The organism is Stieleria magnilauensis (assembly GCA_007753675.1).
Taxonomy (GTDB): Bacteria; Planctomycetota; Planctomycetia; order Pirellulales; family Pirellulaceae; genus Stieleria; species Stieleria magnilauensis.
Genome location: CP036432.1, coordinates 1,079,439 through 1,096,240 on the forward strand (window position 1 = coordinate 1,079,439; position 16,802 = coordinate 1,096,240).

Annotated in this window: 14 protein-coding genes; 12 read left to right on the forward strand and 2 right to left on the reverse strand. The window is 55.9% G+C overall.

The window, feature by feature from the left end; translation table 11 throughout:
• Positions 1-270 precede the first annotated feature (270 nt).
• On the reverse strand, positions 271-1,620 hold the full coding sequence (locus tag TBK1r_RS03910; protein WP_419580540.1) for an IS110 family RNA-guided transposase: 1,350 nt from the start codon (positions 1,618-1,620) through the stop codon (positions 271-273).
• 7 nt (positions 1,621-1,627) lie between these two features.
• Between TBK1r_RS03910 and TBK1r_RS03915 the strand changes: the two genes are divergently transcribed.
• The 8 genes from TBK1r_RS03915 (at position 1,628) to TBK1r_RS03950 (ending at position 8,722) form a co-directional block, all read left to right on the forward strand.
• Entirely contained in the window at positions 1,628-2,077 is a 450-nt protein-coding gene (locus TBK1r_RS03915; protein ID WP_145207622.1) for a hypothetical protein, read from the forward strand.
• Positions 2,078-2,198: 121 nt separating this feature from the next.
• Positions 2,199-2,732, forward strand: coding sequence for a hypothetical protein (locus TBK1r_RS38235; RefSeq protein WP_419580943.1), 534 nt, complete (start codon positions 2,199-2,201; stop codon positions 2,730-2,732).
• Between the two features lie 475 nt (positions 2,733-3,207).
• Positions 3,208-3,558, forward strand: coding sequence for a hypothetical protein (locus TBK1r_RS03925; protein WP_145207623.1), 351 nt, complete (start codon positions 3,208-3,210; stop codon positions 3,556-3,558).
• Positions 3,559-4,303: 745 nt separating this feature from the next.
• The gene (locus TBK1r_RS03930; RefSeq protein WP_145207624.1) at positions 4,304-4,774 is read left to right on the forward strand and encodes a hypothetical protein; all 471 of its coding nucleotides are present in this window, start codon (positions 4,304-4,306) and stop codon (positions 4,772-4,774) included.
• 104 nt (positions 4,775-4,878) lie between these two features.
• The gene (locus tag TBK1r_RS38240) at positions 4,879-5,340 is read left to right on the forward strand and encodes a hypothetical protein (protein WP_419580944.1); all 462 of its coding nucleotides are present in this window, start codon (positions 4,879-4,881) and stop codon (positions 5,338-5,340) included.
• Between the two features lie 820 nt (positions 5,341-6,160).
• Positions 6,161-6,742 (forward strand): hypothetical protein, encoded by a 582-nt coding sequence (locus TBK1r_RS03940; RefSeq protein ID WP_419580945.1) that lies wholly within the window; start codon positions 6,161-6,163, stop codon positions 6,740-6,742.
• A 149-nt stretch (positions 6,743-6,891) separates the two neighbouring features.
• A complete protein-coding gene (locus tag TBK1r_RS03945) occupies positions 6,892-7,467 on the forward strand; it encodes an ATPase (protein WP_419581520.1) in 576 nt (191 codons plus the stop codon).
• A gap of 871 nt (positions 7,468-8,338) precedes the next feature.
• On the forward strand, positions 8,339-8,722 hold the full coding sequence (locus TBK1r_RS03950) for a hypothetical protein (protein ID WP_145207627.1): 384 nt from the start codon (positions 8,339-8,341) through the stop codon (positions 8,720-8,722).
• A 109-nt stretch (positions 8,723-8,831) separates the two neighbouring features.
• Here TBK1r_RS03950 and TBK1r_RS03955 read toward each other — a convergent pair whose 3' ends face one another.
• The gene (locus tag TBK1r_RS03955; RefSeq protein ID WP_145207628.1) at positions 8,832-9,317 is read right to left on the reverse strand and encodes a hypothetical protein; all 486 of its coding nucleotides are present in this window, start codon (positions 9,315-9,317) and stop codon (positions 8,832-8,834) included.
• A 1,450-nt stretch (positions 9,318-10,767) separates the two neighbouring features.
• Here TBK1r_RS03955 and TBK1r_RS03960 point away from each other — a divergent pair.
• From TBK1r_RS03960 to TBK1r_RS03975, 4 genes are all read left to right on the forward strand, one after another.
• A complete protein-coding gene (locus tag TBK1r_RS03960) occupies positions 10,768-11,343 on the forward strand; it encodes a hypothetical protein (protein WP_145207629.1) in 576 nt (191 codons plus the stop codon).
• A 111-nt stretch (positions 11,344-11,454) separates the two neighbouring features.
• Positions 11,455-12,237, forward strand: coding sequence for a 2-keto-4-pentenoate hydratase (locus tag TBK1r_RS03965; RefSeq protein WP_145207630.1), 783 nt, complete (start codon positions 11,455-11,457; stop codon positions 12,235-12,237).
• 189 nt (positions 12,238-12,426) lie between these two features.
• The gene (locus TBK1r_RS03970; RefSeq protein WP_145207631.1) at positions 12,427-12,864 is read left to right on the forward strand and encodes a hypothetical protein; all 438 of its coding nucleotides are present in this window, start codon (positions 12,427-12,429) and stop codon (positions 12,862-12,864) included.
• 471 nt (positions 12,865-13,335) lie between these two features.
• Positions 13,336-16,776, forward strand: coding sequence for an FG-GAP-like repeat-containing protein (locus TBK1r_RS03975; RefSeq protein ID WP_145207632.1), 3,441 nt, complete (start codon positions 13,336-13,338; stop codon positions 16,774-16,776).
• The last annotated feature ends 26 nt before the right edge of the window (positions 16,777-16,802 follow it).

Below are 16,802 nucleotides of genomic sequence, written 5' to 3' on the forward strand. Positions count from 1 at the left end.
AAGGTCCAGTGTCAGCTTGTCTCGGTACTCACACACTCGGGTAGGTCTTCTCCTTGATCGATCGTCTCGGCGAGTCTCGCGGGGGCTCCCCGTCGGCTCGTGATTGGTCTTTGTGGTTGTTGGTGGAACGGGACGTGGTGGGTTTGAAAGCGAGGAGGTCCGATTCGTTACGCCGGCATCAAGTTGCCAGTCAGCCGGTACTGGTTGTCCTCGTCGCTCGGTGATTGATAAAGCGAGCAGGGCTGATTCGTTACGCCGATGTCAAACGCATCAGTCACGCGATACTAGCTTTCCTGCTCGCCGTGGCTTGGAACGCGACTTCGTCGCTGACTTGACGGGAGTGGACTTTTTCTTCGGTTTGGTCGCTTGTGGCGTCGCCTTTTCAGTTCGGCTTGAAGGGTTCGATGACGGACGCGTCTTCTTGTTCGTTGGCTTGGCCTTAGAGGTTTGTTTCGCATCTTTGGCTTGACGGGCCTCACGGCGCAGTCGGGCTTTACGTTGGTCGCTGTTCTCCTTGGGTTTCATGTTGAGCAGGGACTCCTTCAGCTTGTCTGGCATTTCGCCATACGACTCGGTGACCTCGACCATCCGTTTCGGTTCCCAGTCCTTTTCGTCACGCAGCATCGCCCAAGCGATCACGGCGATCTTGCGTGCCAGTGCGATTCCGGCCTTCTTTTTGCGGGTCTTTTGTTTGCCGCAGATTCGTTCGTAGATGCCTTTGGCCCATGGATTGTATCGCAGCGATGCCCACGCACACTCGACAAGGATGGTTCTTGCCAGCGGGTTGCCGCGTTTGGTGATCCGGCCGTTGCGATCGGTCTCGCCGGATTGATACTGACGTGGCACGAGCCCGAAGTAGGCGGACACTTGGCGTCCATTTTTGAATCGATGGGGGGCGTCGATACAGGCGACGAGGATCTCTGCGGTCCGCGGTCCGACACCTGGAATCGTGCGCAGGCGCTTGATGCGTTCATCGTTCTTGCCGAGTTCTTCGAGCCTCTTGACGATCGTGTCGAGTTGCTCGGTCAGTGAGTCGAGGATGGTCAACTCGATGTCGAGCTGGCCTTTCCAGAGTTCATCGGGAGTGCAGTCTTGGATCCCTTTGCGGAACGAATCGATGCGTTTTCGTCCGGTGTGCCAGGCCTTGTCTCCTTTGTCGATTTCGATCCCATGGTTGACGAACCACGCGCGAATGGTGTTCTTGGTTTTGTTGATTCGGCCGTCGAGCGTCTTTCGATACTTGACCAGTGATCGGAATTCTCGGTGCTCGGGCGAAGGCATGTGGACGGACTTGAGTTCCCCCATGGCAGCCATACGGGCCAGCTTCAAGGCGTCGTCCTTGTCGGTCTTTCGTTTGACGTTTGCCCAACGCCAGGCTTCTTCATTGGTCGAACAGACGAGTGTGTTTCGCTCGAAGGACTGCGCCAGATCGTTGATCCATCCGGAAGGCCCGCAAGATTCCATGACGACCAGATCGGCCAGCCGGCCTTCGTTTTGGAAGACACTCTGCAGGTGTTCGCGTTTGGTAGGCGTCGTGAGGAACGTTTTCTTTCGAGTTTTTGAATCGTAAACGCAACAAACAGAGTTGAATTTGCCGAGATCAAGGGCGAGAATTTTCATGGTTACTGTGTCCTTGGTTTTGGTGGGTGGAGCGAATGTGACTGGCAGTCGCAAGCTGCCAGAATCACGGGTCCGAGTCGCCAGTTTACAAACAAATGACTCCCGCCCACCAAGCCTCGGACTTACATGGATTCTTTCGCCGAATGGAATTGCTTGGCCGAATCCGCTTCATCGCATGCCGCACAACGAAGAACTCGTCGCCTTTTCGATCTATATTGTTTTTAGCGGGTTGGCCGTTCCGCTGGTCGCAAAACTGAACGTTGCGTATCCCAATGCTTCAGCGATACTTCTCGTCTTAATCGCCACGCCAATGCCTTTCTGGGTTGCAGCAATCCGATACAACATTCACGAGAGGTTGTTTTCCGCGTTGAGATGGCACTTGATGGCATTGGTCGCCGGAGTGCTGATCGCGATCCTCGGCATTGCATTACTGGCACTTTGCAACCACGTGGTCTAAACACTGCGTCCGTGATCAACCAGTTCTTGATTGCATGCGACGGCATGAATTAAGATTGATGTCATCGGGTGGACTGATCGACACGACAAGTCTCGGCGAACCAAGGGGTACCACTGAAATCATGACTCCGCTCGACGTCTCAACGATACTTGGCAACAAAACTCGTCCGTGGTTTCACGTTTGCCAATTGAGCATTGGCCGACAGGCCGCAGCAGAATTCTTCGATGTCGATGCCGTTGCTGCAGACGAACCCGGATTAGGTGATGGCGACTATTGGGCCGTCAAATTTGACTGCGGACTCAAACTTGCATTCGAGTTTTTTCACTGGAGCAAAGGTGGATCGGTGTTTGCGGACCTTCCCTGCTCCCAGCATGCTCGCCGCCATTTACGTCACTGGGACTCTGAACTCGTTGACGTACCTCGTGACATGCAAGAGCCTGATCGTGGCGCGATGATCGAGCGGTTCGCCGGCGAAATGCCAGAGCTGCTTGAACTTGATGCCTTTCAAGTTTGGCGACAGGGTGACGATGGCAATCAGGTGAAGATTGGTATGCCGACAACCAAGCGCGACGCAGATTGTTGGGTCGCGGAATTTGAATCACACCACCACAAACAGATATACTGGGCATCCCGGTGCGTCAGCGCTTCAACGTGACGCATAAGAGGGCAGAACAATGCCGTGCCCACGGAGCACGGCTTGCAAGGTTTCGCAAATGGAAAGTGGTCTCTCCATGCCCGGTGACGGCTGCCGTTCTGGCAAGATGAGTGCTGCACTGAATCCCTACGCTCCGCCACAAACCTTGAGCACCGACCTCCGGTCGTTTGGCTCACGGTATCGCGTCGATAATTCCAGAACTACGATTCGTGAGTTCCAGAACTTATCCGGCAGACCAATCATAGGAGCAATCGTCTGGTTAGCAGCGCGAGCCGGATTGACAGAGCTCAATGGACAGATAATTGACGGCCCCAAGGCATTAGCTGAGGACCAATGCGAAGTTGATGATCTCCACGATCCTGTTCGCAGTCACCTGCTATCAGTCTGCGATTCTGCCCGGACGCTTGGTTTTCATTCGCCCGTTTACTCAGTGTCAAACTCAACGGGTGTTGAGGTTCACGGCGGAGCCATACGGATGTTGCATGACACCGGACGATCGTTTCTTCAGATACTCGCTTCCGCCTCGGGCACATTAATGCAAGGCTACGAGATAATCGTGTCTGCAAAATCAACACCTGCATCCGTGTTTTCGACTACAAACGGCCCACCGAACTACAATTTGTCTGATGGGGTAACAGCGCGCCGGCATCTGGGGGCAACGCTGAATGAGTTGCTCGACTACCACAACGAAATGACCGACCAAATCAACGACCTGATGATGTTTCGGTCATTTGTGGACGCTGGGGCAGTCATGGACCACCTTTCGACGTTATACTATCGTGACAAAATCGCCCGTGGGATATTCGTGGAAGAGCCAGAACCATGACAATCGGGATAGGGGTCCGGATCGCTCCGGAACCCCTCCCACACCACCGGACATGCGGGTCCGCATCCGGCGGTTGAGCACGAGTTTCAAATCTTCGCGTTGCCGCGAAGACTTGGGGCCATTGAATCACGACCAGCGCCGCAACTGGTTGACCGCCATACGGCGATTTGTCTCCGAAGAGACAACAGCACGAGCTACCCACGATACGTACTTGCTCGTTCCCTTCGGGACTTCGCCGGCCACAAGGGTCCGCTACGATGCCCTCTGCTGACTTCCAGTCGGCACCGAGTCACTTTCGAATGCACGGCCCTGGCTTTCGGGCAAGCCCTACTCCCAGGTACGCCAACTGGATCTCCCCAGATAAGAACGCGATCTGTCCCTGCCCAAGCTCCCCATTTACCTACGCCCAGAGCTTTTTCAAGGCATCCGCCTGGCTTCCGGTTCGGCTTCGCGGTCAGCAGCCAGCTGGAACGCTTTGGGTCGCTCTGCGACGGGCCTGGAGTCGTCGGCCTCGTATGAGGTTTCTGTTCGTAACAACCGCAGGTCTTGGCGAGCATGTGGTCAACGGCGTGATTCAGGTTGACACTTACGCACACATTCCTAGGCTTCCTCTCCACGGTCTGTTGCTTCGCCGCAGTTGCCCTCGCCTCGTACTGTCTTTCGTTAGAGATTCATTTGGTATACTGACTCCAAGAAAGTAACCGGAACTAAGTACAGGGGACTTGCACCCCACAAGATCACGCTCATGCTGGACGTACTGCACCGGAGAACGCGAGCTGGGCGGATTGAAGTTGAGAATCTTTCGCGCGTTCCCGGTGACGCGTGCCGTTATTTGGCAGAGAAACGATTGGACCACACATTGCCGCAATCTGATTGGGAGGCCGACATTCGGGCAGAGTTCCCAGATTGGCAAACAGATGCTGCCGTTGAACGGTGGCCTGCTATCAAGGAATCACTCCACGTAGGACAATCCGTGACTGGCAACGTCATATCACGCGCACCATTCGGTGTATGGCTCGACATTTCCGTCAAACAACCGGCGCTTCTGCTGGTCGTGAATGTGGACGGTGCAAACAAGAAAGGTATATCATTTGCCGACTATCCGCAGATCGGAATTGAACTGACGGCACGGATCAATGCTCTTGGTGACAAGGGCGAAATTGGACTCACTCAACAAAATCCAGACAGGATGATCGAGGGCGAGGAAGCCAAATAACCAAGCCGTGAACTGGCGCACTCATTCACGCGGCAACTGAATTCAAAGCCTTCCGTTCGTGCCCGGTTACGGCAGGCGTTCGTCCGCTCAAGTGCCTACATTGAATGACCGTCGAATCGAATTTCCGTCAATACTTGACTGATGCGGGGGTGCGATGGTCCCTACTCGATTCCGCTGCTGCGATCGACGCCGAGCGGAGGTGGCGAGACGTTTATGGTCAGACGTTTGTTGAGCGTTCGCGTGTGAAGACCGGGGCGAAGGCGGACAATGAATATCGGATGGAACTAAGTGCCGCGTACCTAATCGTGCCCTTCACGTCCGGTGTCAACGGACTTCCCGTTCATGTGCTGCATCGCCGCCTCAGCGCGTACGAATGCAACGGCCCACTTGTCGACTTTTCCAGTTTCCACGATGTAGAACTGTTTGTATCGCCTTTCGACTACGAATGGACGATGGTGTACACTCACGAGGATCACGCATGCGGCGGCCCTTACTTCCATCGCCGAGAATGGATCAACGCGGACGAACCAGGCGATGCACCCAAGTCGCGGAGTCGGCGTTTTTGACAGTTGAAAATCTTTCGCCGCGACTGGGTGATCGCGGTCGTTCACGCCGCTGACCGACGCCTGACGGCAGTGCCGATTTCTCTTTCGTGTGTTTGGCGTGTTTCGTGGTTCCCTCTTCTGCGATGTTCTCAGCATCGTCCAAAACCTGAAATTCAGGCAGCGACTGGTGCGCTCGAAGTGCGCGCAACGGATTTCATCAGACCTCCGTTTCCTGGGATTCGCTTCTGATGTCATCGTTCGACAGGTACGCGGTCGACTGGGCCGAACGAAAAGAACCGATGGCTGAAATGGTGACCTCTCAGTGTTTGCCGAGTCCAACGGAATCGATGGATCGTCTTTGGTTGGTTGGGCGATGTGTCTTAGGCCCGGAGGGCCGATAGAGTATTTGCCGGTGGTGTCAGCCACCGGGGATGGATTCCATACAACGCTCAAGGCCCAGCGGGCCGACACAGTAATCGGGGTTTGAGCGTTCCCGGGCGGCTAAGAGAACAATTGTGTCGGCCCTTCAGGCCTTTGTACTTCATTGCCCTAAAAACCGGTGGCTGACACCACCGGCAAACACTGTGCCAGCCCTCCGGGCTTCATCGTACCTGTCCAGCGAAAACAAGTCTGAGCCAGACACCTCGAATTTCCATCGGCGATTCCAATCGAGTACATTGGCCCCCAGCGATGATGGTTCAAACTGTCGTCGTGGCCGGACGCGTGAACCAAGTGGTGCACCGCAGTCGGCGAGTCAAGTTTGTTTTGAGTTCCGGTCCATCGCGCCGACGCGGTGACCACAGGACGTTCCCCGACCGAATGGCAGTATTGAATACGCTTCATGCTTTGGCCCATTGTCCTACCGTTTCAAATAACGGGCGTTGCTTTCCTGCTTGCGGTCGTACTTCTGACTGCCACGCGAACGCCACGGAAATGGACTCGCATCAACACACTGCTGATTTCGTCCATCGCGGCGATCGTTCTTTTCATACCCTCGTGTACTGGTGTCATGTTCGTCGCGGACTCCATCCGCTTCGGGCACTTCCATTACGACTCGTTTGACGCAATCCCCGACTTTCGATCGCAACGCTACTTGCCTCGCGCCGCATCGAACATTGAGATGCACAAGCACGCCAATGGCTACAGAGCACGGTACGACATATCCGCCACCGACTTTAAGGCCTATCTCGACGGATTGTGGACGCAATACGGTGAGCATTCCGCCGTCGAGCGTGGTGGTTTCATGGAGGAGGGGCAAACGGTGTCACCTGAGCTATTCAACCATGCATTTGACGGACTAAACTGGTCGTGTCCCGCGACTGCTATCGTCTATTACAGTCCATCCGAGGGTGATGGCGGTGGCGCAACGTACTACTTCGATGCTGACGCTGGCCTAATGTTTCAACGAACGGGGTTCTGGTGATCTGCATGGAGAGGCGGGGAACCACCCCGTGCACCGGAGCCGGGCTTGCGGGCGTTTTGGCAATGGTTGACTTTACACTCCCGGCCCCGTGACGGGCACCGTTCTGTGGAAACAACATCGAAGTTTAAGAGGCGAGTTGATTGTCTGACGTGCCGCATTTATTGATCGTCGGTGGACCGAACGGATCCGGCAAGACAACGGTCGCGATGCGATACTCAGCGTTTCTGTCTGTGCCCTACATTGGAGCCGATGCAATCGCGGTGTCGATCTGTCCCGCGGACCCCGCATCTGCAAGGATTGCTGCAGGACGACAGTTCAGTCGAAGTGTAGGAGAATTCCTTGCAAGTGGAACATCCTTTGTTGCTGAATCGACATTATCAGGACGATCCCTTCGCAGGAATCTGATCAAGGCAGGGCAACGCGGCTTTGAGATCACGATCGCATTTGTTTTTGTCGACTCGGAAGACGTTTGCGTCGCCCGAGTGGCGGAGCGAGTTCGCAAAGGCGGACACGATGTTCCGGAAAATGATATTCGACGCCGTTTTGGTCGAAGTATCAATAACTTCTGGACAGTCTATCGAGGATTGGCTGACAATTGGGTTGTATTGTACAATGGAGGTGGTCGCATTCAGGATGTTTCAGCAGGGTCACGTTCCCATCTGACGATTCGCGACTCAACGCTCCACTCCCTTTTTATGACCTCGGTGCAATCGCAAGATGATTAGACGGGCCAAGCTAACTGCCAAGACATACGCTACCGTTGACGAGCTCATCCGACTCGGAGGAATTGCCGTCGAGGACGCCCAGGATGAAAGCAGACGTTTAGGCGTACCCAACGTCTACTCGATCAACGGTCGACTGTACTACGAAACGCCATCTGGTGAACTGTCGTCGGAAGACCCGTACAGGGAGAAACAGTCAGCCACAGAACCAAGGGATGCAACTGAGCGGCGGAGTTAAGGTTCTTTGTGAGATGATGTCACCCGCCGCCGCCAGTTGATCCCGGTCGTTCACGCTGCTGACCGACGCCTGACGGCAGTGCCGATTTCTCTTTCGTGTGTTCAGCGTGTTTCGTGGTTCCCTCTCCTGCGATGTTCTCAGCATCGTCCAAAACCGGAAATTCAGGCTGCGATTGGTGCGCTCGAAGTGCGCCCCTCGGATTTAGTTCGACCTCTGTTTCCTAGGGTTCGCTCCTGATGTCACGGTTCGATAGGAGCGCTGGCGCGCTTGCTGGAAGAGCCTCACGCAAAGTCGCCAAGCCGCAAAGATTTGAACCCGCTACTTTGCGGCTTCGCGTCTTTGCGTGATTCTTATCTTTCTTGGTGCACGGTCGTCTCGGCCGAACGAGGCAAACCGACGCCTGTCGATACCAACGCTGACAACCGACGCCTGACGCATTGGCTGCTGATTGGGAGACGCGATTTCCCTCGGTGATTTCAATCGTGTACATTGGCAACCAGCGATGACGGCTCAAGCTGTCGTGGTGGCCGATCCGCGTGAACCAAGTGGTGCACCGCAGTCGGCGAGTCGAGTTTGTATTTGAGTTCCGGTCCATCGCGCCGACGCGGTGACCACCGCCGTTCGCCCGTCTATCGAATGAAAGCATTCACACCGAAGTCAACGGCTTACCTGAGAGCAGGGCAATACTGGAGCCTTCCGCTAAAACGCGGCCTCTATGGTTGTGGTGTTGTGCTTTCACGTGTTGAACGCGAAGGAAAACCAGACACTAGAATGTTCCTAGCCGGACTGCTTGAGTGGATCAGCGATTCGCAACCGACAGACGAAGCAATTGTGAATAGGCCAATCGCCTCAAGACACTTTGCGCACATCAAGATGATTCAAATGACGGGTGGCCAACTTATTGGCGAGCTTACTCCTTGGTGGGAAATCGATAATCTTGGTTCATTTAGCGACGACATACCGACGGCGGGATACAATGTTTTTACCATCCTTGCCCAAAAGCAAGCCGATGCGAAGTAATGCTTAGGGGCGAACCATGCGATGAACCGAAGTCACGGAGTCGTCGTTTTTGACAATGGAAAATCTTTCGCCGCGACTGGGTGATCGCGGTCGTTCGTCCAAACTAGCTTCACGGAGCCTGGAGTCGCAGTGTTGCCCGACGCTCATCAAGATACTTCTCGATTGCGTTGTGACCGCGTTGCGTTTGATTGACTACAAGTGACAGATTTTGCGGGTATGGCGCGATCTCTGCGGGTCCGCCATTTGTGTCCCAGGAGTTTTGTTCAACAGATTGCTGGATGCTTTGAATCAGCTTCCCAAAGTCTGCAATCGATTCTGGTCCGTCTGCCAACACCAAATCGGAAACGCGATAGTGCCGCTTGACCAGCTTGGCGTTCTGTGATTCCGCCCAACCATTGTCGTATCCTTTCGCGTAGCCTTCACTGCCGCCCCGTTCTTTTCCCAATTTGAATGCACCAAATCCGACTGCGAGCAAAAGTATCGCGAAGAGCATAGCTTTCAACCCAAATTTCGCTCTGGGATGAATTGGGACCTTGATGTGAAACTCAAACGCATCCATCTTAATGCACCCTGTGTTTTCGATCTCAACTTGCAACCTGCACATCCTATGGCATCATCCGCTCAGTGGACAACAGGCTGTCTGAGTGGACGGACGAACCAGCGAATGCACATGAGCGACGGAATCAGCTTTGTCCTTGAGTTTAGAACGTATGCCGTCACCATGTGATTCGTATCGTTCACGCTGCTAGGCGACGCCTGACACGCTAGTCACTACGATTCGTGTCATTCGAGTGATTCGTGGACAAATCTCTTCTCCGCCGATTTCGTGAATGTCCAACGCCTGACATCCCGACTGCGATTGGTGCGCTCGAATTACGCCCACCAGATTGCATCAGACCTCTGTTTCCTGTGATTCGCTCATGACGTCACGGTTTGAAGTGTACGCCGATGTAGCTGCTGGAAAGACCTCACGCAAAGTCGCCAAGCCGCAAAGATTTGAACCCGCTCCTTTGCGGCTTCGCGACTTTGCGTGATTCTTATAACTCTTGGTGCGCGGTCGCCTCGGCCGAACGAGGCAAACCGACGCCTGTCGATCCCCACGCTGACGACCGACGCCTGACATCCCGACCGGAAAATGGGGGCCTCGATTTCCCGTGGCGTTTCGGATTGAGTACATTGACAAAGTCCGCCGATGGCTGTGCTGTCGTCGTGGCCGGACGCGCAAGCCATCCGCTCGCACACGCCGTCACAAAGTTGGCGTCAATTGAAGACACATGCTCGCTCGCGGTGCCTCGCTAAACGGTGGACGTTGAAATCAATCGCATTGCTTTCCGCTTTGACGGTTGGCGTGCGGTCACGGTGGGGCGGCGTTGCGTGGGACTCCGGGTCGGAAGGCTGACGCCAGCTTCTTGAATCCTCTGGCCGCAGGTCGTCAGCGTTTTGGTGCGGTCGCCGTCTTGATCTCTTCTGGACCGTTGAGTGATTCGCAGGCGTATGGCTCCCCCGTCACTCGCGTCGTGTGGTCCGCGGTGTTTGTCTTTTAGTGAAAGACCAAACCGACCGAACGCACGACGCGATGATCCTTGGGAGTCGAGCGGCATTGGAGGTTGGAGGTGCACCTGTTAGATCCGAACGTACTGTGTCGGCCTTCCAGGCCTGCGCGGAAGTTGCATCGGGGACCGGGCCCTGACGGGCCCGGCAGTCACTCTGTCAGCCCGCTGGGCTTTTTTATCGTAGGGTGACGCTGCGCTGACCTCCGGCTACTCGCTGTGATCCCTCCGGGATGTCGATTTGCTTGCTCTGGCAAGTGAATAAGAAAACGCGGCGGTGCGGGAGGCGGAGCCGGTTCCGCCTCCCGCCACCCAACTCGATTTTGCCTGGGACAAAAACGCTGGCACGCATTGGCAGGATCCGTTCTAATCGAGTCCGATCACGGGCCCAAGGGAAGGCCGACAAAGTTATGGCGTCGATCTATCCCTGTTCCTTCGCATGCGTGGATAGATCGCAAACGTTCTGTCTACAACTGGCACATCGTGAGGTCCAAAATGATGCGTCCCGGTTTCGTTTGTTTGCTGGCCTTCACCATGGCCGCGGCCATTGCTACCGAGTTACCCGCTCAGGTCCCCACACCGGAGTCGAGCGCGCGTGAACAGTTCAACCAAGTGTTCGTCAAAGTCATCGTGCCCATCACCCCTCACACTCCTAAGCAGGACGGCCCCGTCGTTGAGTCTTGGGTTGCAGAGCAGCTCAAACAACTGGGCGAGTCCGAATACTTTGCTGTCACGAACTGGGTGCCTGTTTGTGACGGGCTACTTGCGGACGATCTCGTAGACAATCGCGTTCGTCTTCACGGCAAACTCCCCTTTTGCCCTGTTGGCGGAGACATTCCTGAACGGGAAAACGGTCGCTTGTTGGTTCGCGTTGGAGGCTTTACGCCAGGCGGTGGCGAAGCGAACATCAGGCTACCGGATGAACCAGGTAGTCGAGCCGTTGGGCCCGTGCGGTTGCTTGTTGGGAAAGAAGGAAAGCGGATGAAGATCGAAGAAGGGCTCCCATATGTGGCAGTCATCATTGCGCCGCCACCTCTGGAGAGAGTCACGTTACGCGGCGATGCCAAATAGGCAGATCAAGGTGATAAACCGGAGCCGCCGATCACGCGAATTCTGAAATCATCGTTGTTTGGCGGCGGCCCGATTACCGCCGGTGTCTCTGCGACTCAATCGATTGTTGTCATGAATGTGGATCAGCTTGCAGCCGAGCAACTTAAAGACTTTGACCGGCAACGTCCCGGTAGTTCTTTCGCGAATCCCGAAGTTTTCCTTTCTGTTGAACAGTCTTACGCGTTGCAGTTCCAGGTAGCAGGGCTTCGCGAGCAGCGCGGTGAACAAGTGGCTGGCTACAAGATCGGCTGCATCAGTCGCACGATGCAAAACCAACTCGGTCTCGACAGTCCGGTTTTCGGTCACGTTTGGCAGTCAGAACTGCACGCGTCTGGTGGCACGCTCCACGCGACGAGGTTTGATGGGTTAGCGATCGAAGGTGAGTTCGCAGTCCGATTGGCCGACGACGTGCCGTCTGCTCAATGGTTGCGGCGGAATGCCGAGGTCCTCGCGGCAGGCTTCGTTGTCATCGAGCTTCACAACTATGTCTTCCGTGGATTACCCGATCGACGTGCGGCCGAATTGATTGCCAACAATGCGATTCACGCTGGAGTTGTGCTTCCCGTCGAGGAGACGCCGCTTGAGAACGCCGAAGCTCTCTCCTCTGCAACCGTTCGAGTCTTGCGTAACGGCGAGCTTCTCGGAGAGGCTGCGGGAAGTGAGCTTGAGGGCGGCCCGCTGGCCAGTGTGGTCAGCCTGGCAGAACACCTCGAGAAATACGGCCGCCGATTGCGTCGCGGCCAAGTCGTCCTGACCGGCTCCCCATTGCCACTTTGGCGCGTGGCGGTCGGGGACGTTATCGAAGTACAATGTGACCCGTTTGGCAAGACGGCGAGGGTGCGCGTTGACGATTAGAAACGCTGAGCCATTGCGTGAACAGTAGCGGCGAAGGCGTCGCGTACGCGTATTTGCCGGGAGGATTGCCGCAAAAGTTGTCGTCTGTTTCGTTTCAACCATGAACCAGGAGTTGTAGTGCGGGAACTGAAACGAAGGGTGATTGGGCTATGCCTTGTCCCCGTCCTATTGGCTGTGCTCGATGGATCCGTGACACTGATTGGTCAGCCGGTGGGTTACTGGGGCGGAGATTATTCACAAGCTCTCGAAGGTACCCCAGCATTTCGGATTCTTCTTAGACAAGGCCCTGCAGTGTTCATGGCAGGGTTAGCAATCTATATGTCAGCATTTGTTGGCATGATTGTGATGCTGCCGCGAACACTAGCCCTCGCTATTTGCCTTCAATTCACCCTCGGTCACACGATTGGCGCGTTTTCGTGGATCAACCGCTTTCCGCACACTCGAATGTTGCCCTTCGTCATCAACTCGGTCGCTGCACTCAGTCTAGCGTTAGGCATTCATTGGGTGTGGACGTCCCCACTGCAGGAAGACACCTTGTTGGTTTCAAGTTTGCCAACGGTCACTCGCTGGGCACTCGTTGCGACGCTGTGTTTCATCACGATTCTGTTCATGCTTCCGTGGGAGTGAGTCGACCTGAGGCCCAGGTGCTAGCTGCACCGCACTTTTGATCCGCCGTAGAACGATGTGTTGCACACGGAGCGGCGGGGGGCGGCGCTACTGAAATCAAACTCGTTGAACTTAATCGAATTGCTTTACGCTTAGACGATTGACGTGCGGTGCCGATGGTGCGGCGTTGCGTGTGGGTTCCGGGCGTCAGGCTGGCGCCCGCTTCTTTGATTCTCTGGCCGCAGGTCATCAGCGTTTTGATACAGTCGCCGTCTTGATCTCTTGTGGCCCATCGTGTGATCCGCAGGCGCATGACTCCCCCGTCAATTGCGTCGTGTGGTCGGAGAGTGACGACGCTCGATTGAGCGGGATTGAATTTTCGGGGGCAGATTGCGGTGGCTTGCCGGCAAACGCTGCGGCGTTGAGCTAAAATTCGGCCATCAGCGTTCGATAGGCGGCGAAGTGAGACGTGGAAGTGAGTCGGCGGAGACGATGAATCAGCATGCACGTACGATCCGGTTGCGATCGCGCGATCGGGTGCACCCGCGACGGCGTCGACTCCGCGGCGAGGTTTTGGAACGCCGAGATTTGTTGGCCAGCGACTTCGGTGACGCGCCGGCACCCTACCCGACCACGTTGGCAGCCGATGGGGCCCGACACATCGCGACCGGCCCAACGCTCGGGTTCTTTCGTGACACCGAAGCGGACGGAGTTCCGTCCGTCGTCGCGCAGTCGGACGGGCCTGATGAAGACGGGGTCACGATCGGAAGCCTACGCGTCGGCCAAGTCGGGGCATCGCTGATCGTCAACGTTCAAGGTGGTCCGGCGAAGCTCGATGGCTGGATCGACTTCAACCGCAACGGCCGGTGGGACGGCGGATCGGAAAAGATCGCCTCCTCCATATCGCTGGTGAGTGGTTTCAGTACCTTGAATTTTGATGTGCCCATCGATGCCAAACCGGGGTTGTCGTTCGCCCGCTTTCGATTGTCCACAGTGGGAGGGCTCGGCGTGATCGGCGAAGCGGCCGATGGTGAGGTAGAAGACTATCCGCTGACGATCGGCGGGCTTGCCGCGACAGATGCGGTGTTGCCGCACGAGTTGATTGGAGTGGCAGGAACGCCGGAAATTGCAGCGTTCACAACGTCTGACATGGACGGTGATGGTGACGTGGATTTGATTGCAACGTCCCCCGCGACGAACCAGTTGCTGTACTTCGAAAATGACGGGGGGGAGCAATTTGAGCAGCACGTGATCGACCAGGTCAACGCGACCGAGATTGTTGTCAGTGACCTGGACCGGGACGGTGACACGGACATTGTCATCGCACAGGGCGCGGGCGACCGAGTCGTTTCCTGGTATGAGAATACTTCCCCTGGAGTTTTTGTGGCTCGTTCGATCAACATCAGATTCTCATCATTCGGGGTGACCACGTTAGACGTTGGCGACATTGATGGAGACGGCGATATCGACATCGCGTTCGGGGTACCTCGCGACGATAGCGTGTATTGGTTTGCCAACCGGGGTGACATGAACTTTGACTTCCGATCGACGAGCACGTTTGGTTTCATTGCGGACACGCCCCGCGACCTGACCCTCGTCGACTTTGAAGGCGACGGAGACCTGGACATTTTTGTCTCTGACGAAACGGCAAACGATTCCACGGGAATTGTCTACTTTGAAAACCTGGGGGCGTTAGGCTTTGGGATCGACAGCGTGGGCGGGGTTGCCAATCGTACGTTTGTGTCGTTCGACGTTTCCGACATCGATGGCGATGGTGATCTTGATCTGCTGACGGGAGCATCGACCGGGACGATCGAATGGTTCGAGAATCGCGGGACCGGCGTTTGGTTCAATGGCGGAACGATTCGATCGGCGGGCAATCCGGTCGGCACCGTCCAAACCGGTGACCTGGACGGTGACGGTGACTTCGATGTGGCGGCGACACTTGTTGATGACGATCAAGTCGTTTGGTATCGCAACGATGGGGCTGAGAACTTTACCGAAGTGTTGGTGCGGTCGATCGATGCACCGAATCCAATCGCCATCGTCGACCTGGATCAGGACGGTGATCTGGACGTTGTGACTGCGGCCGCGGGAGACGACGGCTTCGTTTGGCATCGCAACATCAACGCGCCCGATTTTGGAGATGCCCCGGCGCCTTATCCGACGTTGCTCGCTGACCGCGGTGCCTACCACGTGGCGACGGGACCCAGACTGGGAGCGACCCGCGATGTCGAAACCGATGGGATGCCGTCGCCAAACGCCGACGGCGACGGGCCCGATGAGGACGGCGTTTTATTCGGCGATATCGAACCCGGGCAAATGGCCGGATTCAATATCGATCTACAAAACGCATCAAGCGGGAAAGTCACCGCCTGGATCGACTGGGATGACGACGGGATTTGGGAAACTGATGAGAGAATTCGTACCGGTGCCGACGTGATCCCTGGTCTGCAAACGTTGAATTACAACGTTCCCGCGGACGTCCAACCGGGCCGGCGCATGGCCCGAGTCCGACTCGCATCAGAGACCATCACCGACCCCACCGGCTACGCCGCCGACGGTGAAGTGGAGGACTTCCAGATTGCGATCGGCGGGGACGTCGAGGTCGTTCTGCCTGATTCGCTATCCAGCGACGTGTATGTGGAACTCAGCGGTAGCGACCTGCAGGTGGTCAGCTCTACCTTGCCGACGCAGATTTTCTCGTCGACTCCTTTGGCTACGACCCGCTCGTTGTCGATTCGAATGGGGGCCTTCGACAACGGAACCTATCGTAGTCGCGTCGTCGTTGATTTCCGTGACGGCTTCTTTTCCCTTCCCGGTGGGATTCTGATCGAAGGGCAATGGGTGAACGGGATACCGCAAAGCCGCCAAAATGTTGAAATCATCGGCACGGGAGCCACCAACGCAGTCTACAGGACGGAGAATCTACCGCTGGGCAACGGTCGGTTCGAAGTCGAGCAGGGTGGGATTCCGTCCGTGATTCGCTTGAAGGAGATCAACGATGTTCGCATCAATCAGATGGTACAGATCACGATTGATGGTGATCTGGAGCTTCGATTCAATGAGCTGTATCTCGATGCGGATGACCCCATCAAATTGGGGCCGGTGACCAAGTTCACTGGAGGGCAGCTCGATACCCTCCATTCCACCAGTCCGATCGTGTTCGGCAGAGATTTGATCGTAGATGTCGTCTACCGTGGCGGAATCAAGGTAGGAGCCTTTGCAGATCTCTTCTTCGCCCCGAGCTATAGCGGAGACTTTTCGTCGAGGACGTACCAGGACCATCCTCTCGGGACCGAATGGGGAATTCGAACGGACGAAGCGTTTTTCTATACGCTGCAATTGTTCGACGTCGCCCAAGTTGGTGGAGTCGTCTTGAACAACCGTCCCGATGACACTCAACGATCCACCGTGACCGAGGTCAACGTTGAAATCGAAGGTTACGTTGAGGTCGATCCGGGGGCATTTCAAGTCAGAAAGCGTGGCACCGGTGGTGGAACCGTCGATCACAGCGTGACGGTTGCGACGGTCCAAGGAAATACGGTCGCCACCCTTGCGTTCAGCGGAGCGATGACGCGTGGCGCGAATCATGCGTTGGTCGACGGCAACTATGACTTGACGATCGATCCCACGAAAGTCCGTCGCCGTCGCAGCACCGTCATCCTCGATGGAGACGGTGATCAACTTTCGGGCGGAACGTTTGAATTTGGGGTCGCAGAAACAGACGGGTTCTTTGCACTCTACGGAGATAGCGACGGCGACCGCGACGTCGACGGCCAAGACTATGGCCGTTTCGGATTGACGTTTTTGAAATCGGAGAACGACCCGTTATTTAATTCCGCTTTCGACAGCGACGGCGACGGAGATGTCGACGGTCAAGACTACGGCCGTTTCGGTCAACGATTCCTGACGACACTGGCATTTGATTGAACTCCCCTACGCCGTCGCTCGACTCG